Raw genomic sequence first — 13,534 nt, 5'->3', positions numbered from 1 at the left:
ATAGTAGAAAAATGAAAAAGCACTTACTGTTAATAATCATCTGTGCATTTAGTATCACCGCTTCAGCTCAGGGGCGAAAATATTTATTGCATACCGATGCCAATATTTCCCGTTTGAAAGAACAGATTAAAAATGATCCAGAGGTCAAAAAAGTTTGGGAAAACCAGTTACAAAAAGCAGAAGACATGCTTAAACGGGAACGGTCTAGTGCTCCAGATTTACAGGAACTGGGATTGGCTTATCGAATGACTGGAGACTCCCGTTTTGCTGAACGAATGAAACAGGTATTGCTAAACTCCATCAGTCAGCAAACTTGGGAAGGACAGGATTTACTGCAACGCTCTCCGCCATGGAAAGGTGGACTAGGAACAGCCCATACCAGTTATTATATGGCCATCGGATATGATTGTGCATACAATTATCTCACGCGATCCGAACGAAAACAAATTGCTGAAGGCATCGTGAAATTAGGAATTAAACCTGCAATGAACGATTGGCTTTCACCTGAAACCAACATCCATACTTTCGACACAATGGGACACAATTGGTGGAGCGCTTGCGTCGATATGGCTGGATTTGCAGCATTGGCAGTAAAAGGCGAAATTCCGGAAGCTCAAAAATGGGCCAATGAAATTTCAGAAACAGTTACAGAATGGGTTAATTTTTCTGGAAATGTCATGGACAACAAACCAAGGACTTTCGGTCGCGATGGTGGTTTTTATGAAAGCATCAACTATGCCGGCTTCGGTTTTTCGCAATACCTGCTTTTTCGTTATGCTTTCCAAAATGTGCTTCCAGAAGTAAAATTACCCGAAGTTCCAGCCATGGAAAAAATGGCCGACTTCTTTATTCAAACCACTTATTACACAAAAGACACTCCTCTTTCCGTCAATTTTGGAGACGGCAGCATCAAACGAAATGGAAACTCCTGTGTGCTTTTATTATGGAATCTGGGAGTCCATAAAGATCGTTATGCCTGGTATTTGCAAAAAACAATGAGAGGTTCCGACAAAGAAGGTTTGGAAATGGATAGTCCTCAAGGCTTGATTTTACACCCTGATTTTTCAAATCAAAAAGAAGTTAAAGCCCCTGATTTGCCAGAATCAAAACTATTTTCAGATTTAGGCTGGGCGACTTTGCGTAATTCATGGAAAGACAATGCAACTATGCTTGGGATCAAATGTGGTACCACTTGGAACCATGCGCATGCAGATGCCGGCTCTTTCATCCTGTTTCACAACGGTAAAAACCTGCTTATCGACTCCGGAAATTCATCCTACGGAAGACCAGAATACACCGAATATTACTGCCAGAGCGAAGCGCACAATGTCGCACTTTTCAATGGAAAAGCACAAAGCAGAAAAGACCCTTATTTTGGAGTAAAGAATGAAGGACACCTTTATAATTTGCTTGAAACAGACAAAATGAAATACATTTATGCGGATGCCACCGGTCCTACTTCACAATGGTTTTCCCGTAACTATCGCCATTTTTTATGGATAGGTGATGTAATTCTGGTAATGGACGATTTAGAATCCTACGAACCCGGAAAGTTTGAATGGTTGCTGCATTACAATGGGGAATCAAAACGTCGTGGTTTGGATTTATCGGTTAAAGATGGTGATGCCGAAATATTGGTTCGTCCTCTTTATCCGGAGACATTTCCTGATGGAGGATTACCGCATGACTTCCCGGAAAAAATGCGACTAGAAGAAAAATCAGGACTGAAAGACCATGAACCGGATGTAAAACAACCCTATTGGTCCATCAGTCATTTTCAAGAAACCAACCGCACCAAATTCATTACTGCCATCACCTTGAAGAATGATCAGAACAAAGATAAATTACCAATTATTGAACGGTTTGACGGAAAAAATTTTTTAGGGATCCGAATAACGCAAAATGGACAGACAACGGAAATCTACCTAAACCTATTGGCCGACGGCCGAATCAAACACCGCAATAGTCTCAACGTAATGAACGGCTGGGATACGGATGCTTACCTAATGGCGCTGACATTTCCTGAAGGTGCAGATACCGGCAATCCAAAAAACATAAAACGACTGTTCATCTCCGATGGTAGCTATTTACGCAGAAATGGAAAACCGTTGATTCATGCACTTTCCAAATTTTTTACCATAGTTGATTTTGACGGCGACAACCGAAATATGCAATTTCAGGGACAAGATGAGGTAACTGTTTCCATGTATTCTGAAAAAAATCAGAAATCGGTTATTGTCAATGGCAAAAAGGCACAAGTCGATTATAATTCGGATTCTAAATTGTCAAAATTTGTCGTGAAAAAATAATTCTTATTAAAATTAATTCAATCTTTATTCAATGAAAAAAATAGTTATCCTTCTCCTATTGATTAATATCAACTTTTGTTTAAATGCACAACAACTCATTACATTTCCCGCATCAGACAGTATCCCTCATAATGACGATTTTTCCGTAAAAGTGAGAATCCCCGGTGGTCAATGGCAGGATTTATATGAATATGAAGCACTGGTGGACATGCATAACGTTGCCAAAAGTTCTATGGTACATTTTGATTTTGAAGGTACTGTCGATTTTTCTGTAACCTACAATCGAGGAACGGTTCAATCGGCCCGTATTCGCCCATTGTCTTATGGATTTCAACCGGTGATAAATGGTAATACACTAACATTTTCACTTTCCAAACCATGCAATCTTTCTGTTGAAGTCAATGGTGACATTTTTCACAATCTGCAAATTTTCACTAATGCACCCGAAACTTACAAACCTAATCCCAAAGATAAATCAGTAATTTATTTTGCTCCGGGCTTTCATAAAATAAAAAACAATGTCCTACATGTTCCAAGTGGCAAAACGGTTTATCTCGCCGGAGGAGCAGTCCTGAAAGCTTCCATTCATTGTGACAGTATTAAAAATGTACGCATTTGTGGCCGTGGAATTGTTTATAAAGCCGATGATGGTGTGGGTGTGAATTTTTCGGATCAAGTGCAAATTGAAGATCTAATTTTTCTAAATCCAAATCACTATACCGTATCCAGTGGTCAATCTACAAATCTCACTATAAAAAATATTCGCTCTTTCAGTTCCAAAGGTTGGGGCGATGGTATTGATTTGTTTTCCAATACCAATGTGTTAATTGATGGTGTTTTCATGAGAAATTCAGATGATTGCATCGCTATTTATGGACATCGTTGGAAGTTTTTCGGAGATTGCCGAAATGTAACGGTGCAAAATGCTACGCTTTGGGCCGATGTGGCTCACCCGATTTTAATTGGAACTCATGGAAATCCGGAGCCGGGCAAATCCGAAGTAATCGAAAACATAAAATTTGAAAACATCGATATTTTGAATCATGATGAACCCCAAATTAATTACCAAGGTTGCATGTCTATTAACGTATCTGACGAAAATTTAGCCCGAAACATCTATTTTGAAAATATCCGTGTTGAAGATTTCGAACAAGGACAACTTATCAATTTACGCGTCACTTTTAATAAAAAATATGCAAAAGCTCCCGGTCGTGGAATCGAAAATGTATTTTTTAAAAACGTGAGCTATAACGGGAAAAATGCCAACCTTTCGATTATTGAAGGCTATTCACCAGAGCGCGGTATTAAAAACATTGTATTCGAAGGTTTAAAAATAAACGGAACTGAAATATCCGATCAATCTATTAATAAACGCCACATGCTACTATCTGATTTTGCCAGATTATACGAAGGTTTATATGTAGAGGGACTTGTTTACAAATCATTAAACGAAGGCGTAAAATAATGCTTATAAAAATTACCTGGTAAGTATCACGCAAACCAACATTCAAAAACAGGAAATCTTTCTCGATTTCCTGTTTTTTTTTTAACTGATTTATAATTTATCCGAATAGAATAAAAAGTCAAATTAGGTAATTTCTTTTTTCAGACGCTCGCTTTTCCATTACCCAAACTAGCATCCCAAACAACAGTACCCGTTTTTACACTTTCTTAAATATTTTAAAAAATTAACAACCAATTACGCCTAAAATTACTTTAAGTGTTTTTTTATTATTAAAAAACAACAAAAAACACAATTACATCAGCATGGTTCAGAACAGTTATATGAATTTTAAACAATAATTTTGTTTAAATACTAAAGACAAGATTGATACATAAGCCTTTAAAAGTAAAAAAACAGAACAGATTTTAAAGAAACCCATATTATAAAATGACTGAATAATAATATCTATCTATCTATAAAAATTTATAGAAACGATTTACATAACACGATAAATTTTAATAAAATAAATTGCCTATGACGAAATAAAAAAATAAAACTTAAGTGATAGTTATTATCTAATTATATCAAAAAACATTTAGAAAAATACGATTGAATTTAATGATAATATGTTAAATTCATCCGAAGCTACCAAATACAATCTACCTTTTTTATATAAAAAAATAACTATGGCTCAATTGTATTTAAATACCACAAATCATATCTAAAAAAAAATCAATGAAAAAAATTTACTCCATCTTTCTGTATGGAACCTTGTTGCTGATTCTCGGGTTTACCCAGCAGATTTCAGCACAACAACCGTTCGTACATCCGGGTATCCCTTTTACCCAGACCGATTTGGATCAGCTGAAGGTCAATATTACCAAGGAACCCTGGCTTTCGGCTTATAATGCTTTTAAAAGCAACTATCGTTCTCAACTAAGCTACACTCCTGGTGCACCGCAGGCAACAGTAAGCCGTGCTCCAAACTTGAATAATGAACAATGGAAGAGTGACATGATTGCCATACACAACCTGGCATTTATGTGGTGGTTTACCGGTGATGCTGCTTATGCCAAAAAAGCTACTGATATGCTTGATGCCTGGGCAGTAACCAATACCACCTGGGGCGGTAATGAATCTATGCTGGATATTGGAGACTATGTCCAGTACTGGGCTACTGGTGCCGAAATACTCCGATATACTTATCCCGGCTGGACCCAGGCAAATACAGACCATGTAGAAAAGTATTTTTCTCAGGTGTTATTCCCTACTTCCTGGGTACCTTATCCATTACGCGACCAGAACAAAGGAGCTCTTCAGCTGAAAATAGCCCTGGCCGCAGCCGTATTTTGTAATGATGTCACCAAATTTAACCAGGCGGTGGAAGTATACAGAATGGACGCCGGTGGAGGTATGCGTAACTCGCTACCCAATGGCGAAGTAGGTGATACAGGCCGCGACGACCACTGGCGTGTGCAGGCCGCAGCTTTAGCCTGGGGTGCAGAAGTTGCCTACAAACAAAATGTAGATATGTTTTCTGAGTTGGACAATCGAGTATTGGCTATCGGCGAATTGTACCATAAATACGCTTTTGACGGAGCTACCATGACCTATATCCCCTTTGGAGGTTATGCAAGTTATTGGACCAGCTGGGGAATTCAGCCCGGAGCAGTAGCTGGCGATATGACAAACCTTATTTATAGTGCTTATAATGTGCGTAAGGGAATACCAACCCCTAACACCGACAGAATGCGTGCTGCACTGGGTGGCGCCGGTGGTGATTTCTTATATCTAAAATCGTCAGATACTTCTACCGCAGTTAGTTTGCCTCCTGTATATTATCCTGCCGATCATGTGCAACCAGTGAGCAACCTGACCAATATAGATATTGGTAATACAGGATTAGCAAGCAGCGCTTCGTTCAATAACGGAATCTGGACACTTAAAGCTGCCGGAACTTCCACCAGTACTGCCTTTAGTTTCAATTTCAAAAAAGTTAGTGGTGATGCTGGTCTGGTAGTAAAAGTGGATAATATGTCGCTCACTACTGGAGGCTGCGGCGTGATGTTACGCGAATCACTTGCACCAGGTTCTGCTTACTGGGATCTTTTTCTTAACGCTACCGGCGGTGCCGGAAGACATTGGCAACCCAAAGCACCTTGGTGGTTAAAAATTGAACGTGTTAACACCCGTATATTTGTGTATCATTCGCAAGATGGTGTTAACTGGACTAATGATGGTTGCTGGTATTCAGCTACCGGTTTCCCAACTAATTTGTATGCGGGATTTTATACCCTTTCTAATAATACATCGGCACAAAACACTGCTACGTTCAGTAATGTGGCATTTAGTCAAACCGCAGCTGCCGGATCTCCGGAGATTAGCAGTGCTACCACAGCTACAGCTACCATTGGCACGCCTTTTAGCTATAACATCATTGCTAGTGCCAGTCCATCTTCTTACAGTGCCAGCGGATTGCCGGCAGGACTTAGCGTTGATACAGCTACTGGAATTATTTCTGGTACAGCTACCGAATTAGGACAAAACGAAGTTACCATAACTGCTACCAATGCCAGTGGAACAGGTACAGCCACATTAATCCTTACAGTGATTAATAGTGAAGCACCTGCAGCACCAACTTCAGCATTGGCATCGATTGTTAATACTACACAAATTAAACTTAACTGGACAGCTTCAGTTAACGCAACCAGTTATTCAGTAAAACGTTCGTTAACACCGGGAGGAACCTATACAACTATCCAGACAGGCATTACGGGAACCACTTTTACAGATGTAGCTCCTACACCTGAGGTGAATAACTATTATGTAATTACTGCACTTACAGGGAATAATGAAAGCGGTACTTCCAATGAAGTTTTTGAGTCGGTTCCTCCTGCAATTCCAGGTCGTCCTGTAGCAACTAATCATAATGACCGTATCAGCCTTACATGGGATACTGCTTTGGGCGCTTCTTCATACAAAGTAAAACGTGGTACCGTAAGTGGTGGTCCTTATACAACGATTGCAACTGTTAGCACTAACAGCTATGAGGATACAAATGTTACCAGTGGTAATCCATATTACTATGTGGTTTCTTCTGTAGGAACCTCACAGGAAAGCGGCAATTCTGCTGAAGCCTTTGGTGTACCAGGTGCAAACTCTTCGGTATGGAGTCCAACACCTCTTACCACTTCGTTGAATCTGGCAGCCAACTGGGTTGAAAATACTCTTCCGGTAAACCCTGCCATATTAACCTTCAAGGCAACTACTGATTCAATTCTGACCAACGATATAAATGACCTGATAGTCTCAAGACTTCAATTCGAAGCCGGAGCTGATGCCTATACCATTTCAGGGAATAGCTTAAATCTAAAGAATGATCTTGTTAACAACTCATCCAATACTCAAACTTTAACTACTCCTTTACTTTTAACTGACCTCCTTAATGTGAATTCCGTAGCTAATACAGCTTTAGAAGGAACAATAAGCGGTACTGGTTCTTTAATGAAATCTGGAACGGGTATCTTATATGTTAGGGGAAGTAATAATGTTTATTCTGGAAATACTACTATTTTTAGCGGTACTCTGTCAGCAGCAGGAATAGGAACCGGAACTGCGAGCAATCCTACAGCCGGGCCTTTAGGTACAGGCAAGATTGTCATGAATGGAGGCGCATTGCAGGCTACGGCTGGTGGCGACCTCAATTTGTACAACGATATAGAAGTGCTGTCTGAAAGAAGAAGTTATATGTATGAAGATGTTAATTCTATAACGCTTCGTGGAAGACTATTAGGTAGTGGAACACTGGAGCATGACGGAAATGATTATGCCGGCCTTAATCTTGTGGGTGATAATAGCGAATTTACAGGAACTTTTATCTCTAAATTGAGAAGTGGAAAACAAAGAATACGCTTTGGAATTCCCAATTCCGGAAGCGCAAAAGCAACTTGGCTATTAGATGCCAATGGGATTGATTGTCAGAGTATCGGATTTTCAACTGGAACGCTAAACTTTGGTGCTCTTAACGGTCGTGGTTATATACGTGTCAATGCAGGTGGCTCACCTGTTATCAGTATAGGTGCACTTAATACGTATTCTAGCTATGGAGGAACTATTAACGCTAATGGCAGTAATGTGACCGTTGAAAAGGTAGGTACAGGTATTTTAGAAATGTGGGGAAATCAGGCCTATGGAGGAACAACTACCGTTAAAAAAGGAAAATTGTTGATTAACAATAGTGGAACCACTGGGGTTTTTATCAGTCCAATAATTATAGAAGAAGGTGCTTTAGGTGGCTTCGGACTAACTCAGGCTTCGGCAACTCTTGGAACTGGTAGCGGAGCAGGTGCTATATTAGAACCTGGATTTTTAAAGGTCGGTACCTTAAGTGTTGGTGCTCTTACTTTAAAAGCGGATGCTACCTATACTCCGGAAATTAACCTGGGTACAGCTATTGGCGATCAAATTAAAGCCACTAGTGTAAACTTGCTTAACAGTCCTGTTTTAGCTCCAATCAGCATTGCGGGTACATTAACTGAAGGAACAAACTATACGATAATAGACAATACAGGAACGCTTGCTATTAACGGAACATTTAAAGATTTACCAGAAATGTCACTGGTAACTATAGGTGGAAATAATTTCCGTATTACTTACATAGGTGGTACCGGCAACGATGTGGTACTATTAGATGACCGTACTGTTACTGTTGCAATTACAAGTGTATTAGAACAAACTACACTTATTGGAAAACCTTTCTCTTATACTATTACAGCCATCAAATCACCAACTAGCTTTAATGCTACTGGGTTGCCTGCTGGTTTAAGCATAGATACTGCTTCTGGCATAATTTCAGGAACTCCAACTGTGCAAGGGATTTTTTCTGTTACACTTACTGCTTCAAATGAAACTGCATCTAATACTAAAATTTTATCATTAAAAGTATTAAATACTGTAGTGGATGGTCTAATAGTAGCGGCTGGTGATGCTAAAAACATCATCGAATGGAACCCTATTTTGAACTTTAGCTATAATGTAAAACGTTCGACAACTTCAGGAGGACCATACACTACCGTTGGAACTGTTACGGAATCAAAATTTACTGATACAAGTATCACTAACGGAACTGCTTATTATTATGTAGTGTCTTCTATTGACAGTACGGGAGAGAATCCTAACAGTACTGAAGTCAAAGCAACTCCAAATATCGGGCAAGTTACTTACCTGAAATTTGACGAACTAAGTGGAACACGTAGCATTGATAGCTGGGGTGCCAATCATGGTACATTAAACACCACTGCAAGTCGCGCTGAGGGTAGAAACGGACAAGCCCTTAAACTGGACGGAACTTCAACTTCTTATGCTACCTTACCTACCGGTATTGTAAGTACTTTAGCTGATTATTCGATATCAGCATGGGTAAATATGGATGCATTGGCTAACTGGATGCGAGTTTTTGATTTTGGAACCGGAACATCTAAGTATATGTTTTTATCCGCTCAGGCAGGAACATCAGGTCAAGTACGTTTTGCAATTAAAAATGGTGGATCAGAACAAGGCATAACGTATAATTACACTGTTCCTCTTAAAACCTGGACTCACTTTGCAATTACCCAATCTGGAAGTACTTGTAGTATGTACATTAACGGAGCTTTAGTTGCAAGCAATACCGCTATAACTATTAAACCTTCTGACTTGGGAAGCACTAATTTGAACTATTTGGGTAAATCTCAATGGAATGACCCTATGTTTAAAGGTGCAATTGATGAGTTTAAGATATATAGCAGAGCTTTAACTGCATCTGAAATTGCTGGAAGTTCTGTAAGTCAAACTATAACGCTAAATTCAATTGCCCAAAAAGTAATGGGTGATGACGATTTTGACCTAGCAGCAACCGCTACTTCAGGTCTTCCAGTAACGTACAGCAGCTCAAACGAATCTGTGGCAACCATTGTAAATGGTAAAGTCCATATTGTTTCTACCGGAACTGCAACTATTACTGCTTCACAGGCAGGAAATAGCGTATACTGGCCAGCACCATCACAAGCAAAAGTTTTAACGGTTGTCATTACAAACGATACGCAACTTACTACTTTGATTGGTAAACCATTTACTTATACCATTAGTAACAAAGCACTAAGCAATTTTACTGCAACAGGTTTACCTGCTGGTTTAAGTGTTGACAGTGTTACAGGGATAATATCGGGTACTCCTACACAATTTGGTGCTTTTTCTGTAACCTTAACTGCAACTAACGGTAGCAATACAGGTTCACAAATAATAACTTTAACAGTACAAAATAATGTAGTAAGCAATGTTATCGTGGCATCTGGTGATGCTAAAAATATCATCGAATGGGATCCTATTCAGAATTTTAGCTATAACATCAAACGTTCTACTACTTCTGGTGGACCTTATACTACTATCGGAAATACTGCCGGCACAAAATTTACCGATACTGCAATTAGTAATGGTACTATTTATTACTATGTGGTTTCTTCTATTGATGGTACTACGGAAAATTCTTCCAGCACCGAAGTGGTGGCAACTCCAAATATCGGACAGCTGACCTACCTGAAATTTGATGAACAAAGTGGAACGCGTGCTATTGATAACTGGGGAGCTAACCACGGAACATTAGCTGCCACAGCTACTAGAGATACAGGTAAATACAGCCAGTCACTTAAACTGGATGGAACAGCCAATGCTTATGCTACGTTGCCAACCGGAATTGTCAGTACACTAACTGATTTTACCATATCAACATGGGTAAGAATGGATGTTAAGACAACATGGATGCGTGCATTTGATTTTGGTGTCAGCGCTACAGCACCTACCAAGTATATGTTTTTGACAATTCAGGCAGGGACTAACCTTATGCGTTATGCTATTAGAAATGGTGGTTCAGAACAACAGCTAACTGCTACTTATACCCTACCGCTTAACACTTGGACTCATTTTGCAATTACCCAAACAGGAAGCACCTGTCGTATGTACATTAATGGGGCTTTGGTTGCTACTAATACTGGTGTAACAATTAAACCGTCTACCATAGGCAGTACCAATCAAAACTATTTGGGTAAATCTCAATTTAATGATCCTCTGTTCAAAGGTTCAATTGATGATTTTAAAATTTACAGCAAAGCTTTAAGTGCCTCTGAGATTGCCGAAAGTGCTAAATTAAGTCAGACGATTGCTCTTAAAGCGACTTTGCAAAAAGAAATGGCTGACGCTGATTTTTCTCCTGCAACAGCAACTTCAGGACTGGCTGTTAGTTATACCAGTTCAGATACCGCTGTAGCAAGTATAGTAGATGGAAAGCTGCATATTATTGCTCCTGGAACCTCAACTATTACAGCTTCGCAGGCAGGAAACACAGATTACAATGCTGCACAAACGCAAACGCAAGTTTTAACAGTGGTAAAAAAAGAACAGACTATTAGTTTTGCTTCAATTGGAGCGAAATCTATTAGCGATGCTGATTTTGATGCTGGAGCTACTGCCTCTTCAGGACTACCTCTAACATATAGCAGCTCAAATACCTCTGTAGCAACGATTGTGGACAACAAAGTTCATATTTTATCTGCAGGTTCTGCTATAATCACTGCTTCGCAAGCGGGTAATGACATCTACAATGCTGCAACTTCAGTTTCACAACCACTAACCGTTAATAGGACATATTATATAGATGCCGATCGTGATGGTTTTGGATCAACTACAAGTGCTTTATTTACGGTAAATGTTACCCCTGAAGGATATGCTACCAACAATACCGATTGTAATGACAGCGATGCGACTGTTCATGAGCCTCTTCAATATTATGTAGATGCTGATAAGGATGGATTTGGATCGACTGTAACAGCAATGTTATGTTCATCTATTGCTCCTGAAGGATATGCTACCAACAACACCGATTGTAATGATAGCGATGCGACGGTTCATGAGCCTCTTCAATATTATGTAGATGCTGATAAGGATGGATTTGGATCGACTGTAACAGCAATGTTATGCTCATCAGTTGCTCCTGAAGGATATGCTACCAACAATACCGATTGTAATGATAGCGATGCGACGGTTCATCAGCCTCTTCAATATTATGTAGATGCTGATAAGGATGGATTTGGATCGACTGTAACAGCAATGTTGTGTACATCAGTTGCTCCTCAAGGATATGCTACCAACAATACCGATTGTAATGATAGCGATGCGACGGTTCATCAACCTATTCAATATTATGTAGATGCTGATAAGGATGGATTTGGATCGACTGTAACAGCAATGTTGTGCTCATCAGTTGCTCCTGAAGGTTATGCTACCAACAACACCGATTGTAATGATAGCGATGCGACTGTTCATCAGCCTCTTCAATATTATGTAGATGCCGATAAGGATGGATTCGGATCGAGTACAACAGCAATGTTGTGTTCATCAGTTGCTCCTGAAGGATATGCTACCAACAACACCGATTGTAATGACAATCAGTTTTTATATGCAGATAATGATGGGGATGGATTAGGTTCAGGCAATCCAGTAGCCTGTGGTGTAACAAACCATACGGATTGTGATGACACCAATGCAGTTCAATTGACAGCAACGATTCCAAATGTGTATGCGCTTAATGCTGCTGTTGACGAAAAAAACACCATCTATATTGGTTATGGACCAACTTCTCTTAGTATTACCGCGACTCCAACAGGAGGAACAGCACCTTATACTTATACTTGGAGTTCAAACCAAACAACACCAACCATTGCAGTAGCAACAGCAGGAATGTATACTGCGGTAGTAACTGATGCGAAAGGTTGTCAAACAACGACTTCTATAGTGATTAAAACCATAAATGTACAGTGTGGCAACTCCGGTGATAAAGTTATGGTTTGCCATAATGGAAAAGAAATTTGTGTAAGTTCCAATTCGGTTCAATCGCATTTGGATCATGGAGACAAACTGGGTTCTTGCAGTACCACTGCGGTTAGTATGGTAAGCAAAGACATTAGTAAAGTCTTGATTAGTGAGGAAAATGCTGCGGAAGACGTAACCGTTTATCCTAATCCCGTTACAACCCTATTAAATGTTAAAGTAAGTGAAGTCCATAGCGGTGCCACACTTCAACTATACAATTCATTAGGAATGAAAGTGCAGTCTCAAGCTTTGACTACTACTTCAGAAGTGATGTCTTTGGAAAGATTACCTTCCGGAATGTATTTCTTGAACATTACCAATGGAAATGAAACTACCGTGAAAAAGATTATCAAAGAATAAGTCTTTTTTCTAAAAACAAAAGCCGTCTCTTGTGCAAACTTGAGGCGGCTTTTTATTTTCTGTCACGTCCTGAAATAAAATTGATTCAAAATCTTCCCGATAATATTCTGAGTATAGCCTTTCTATTATGGCATCAACTTTTGTAAAGAAAAAATCTGCTGGACTATTTTCAAATATGTCTGAATATGCAAAAAAACTAATTTAATAACGGATATAAACGATTCAAAAGCTCTCGAAATAAAAAAATAGATGTTTTTCAATAAAGAATCAAAATGATGTTCTCCCTATCGAAAGGAAAATCCTAATCTTGTTAATATGTCCAATAAATTTAAGTCAAGTGGATTTGAAATCTTTGCTGTTTCAATAGATGATAATAAAATTGATTGGATGGAGAATCTTCTTAAGTTCGCAAGAGTTCTAAGGTTGTCAACAAAGTCTATTCAATTGGATTTAAGACTCAATGGAGAGAGTGAAAAAGAAGTTATAGAGATGTAGTTCGTAAGAACTAGACGCCCGTTTT

General features: G+C 39.2%; 3 protein-coding genes. All 3 read left to right on the top strand.

The features are described from left to right. Positions 1 to 11: 11 nt before the first annotated feature. On the top strand, positions 12 to 2,309 hold the full coding sequence (locus FNW38_RS05255) for a heparinase II/III domain-containing protein (RefSeq protein WP_185963085.1): 2,298 nt from the start codon (positions 12 to 14) through the stop codon (positions 2,307 to 2,309). A gap of 31 nt (positions 2,310 to 2,340) precedes the next feature. Next, entirely contained in the window at positions 2,341 to 3,774 is a 1,434-nt protein-coding gene (locus FNW38_RS05250) for a glycosyl hydrolase family 28 protein (RefSeq protein WP_144064653.1), read from the top strand. Positions 3,775 to 4,488: 714 nt separating this feature from the next. Beyond that, positions 4,489 to 13,014 carry a LamG-like jellyroll fold domain-containing protein gene (locus FNW38_RS05245; protein ID WP_144064652.1) on the top strand — a complete coding sequence of 2,842 codons (8,526 nt, stop codon included), beginning with the start codon at positions 4,489 to 4,491 and terminating at the stop codon, positions 13,012 to 13,014. The last annotated feature ends 520 nt before the right edge of the window (positions 13,015 to 13,534 follow it).

Origin of the sequence: Flavobacterium gawalongense, assembly GCF_007097265.1 — a bacterium.
In the GTDB taxonomy this organism is placed as follows: domain Bacteria; phylum Bacteroidota; class Bacteroidia; order Flavobacteriales; family Flavobacteriaceae; genus Flavobacterium; species Flavobacterium gawalongense.
Note: the sequence above shows the minus strand (reverse complement) of the source record. Positions and strands in the feature narration are given on the sequence as shown.

Excerpts from the sequence above, each read along its gene's own strand:
- FNW38_RS05255 (WP_185963085.1), top strand. The coding sequence starts at position 12 with ATGAAAAAGCACTTACTGTTAATAATCATCTGTGCATTTAGTATCACC.
- FNW38_RS05250 (WP_144064653.1), top strand. The coding sequence starts at position 2,341 with ATGAAAAAAATAGTTATCCTTCTCCTATTGATTAATATCAACTTTTGT.
- FNW38_RS05245 (WP_144064652.1), top strand. The coding sequence starts at position 4,489 with ATGAAAAAAATTTACTCCATCTTTCTGTATGGAACCTTGTTGCTGATT.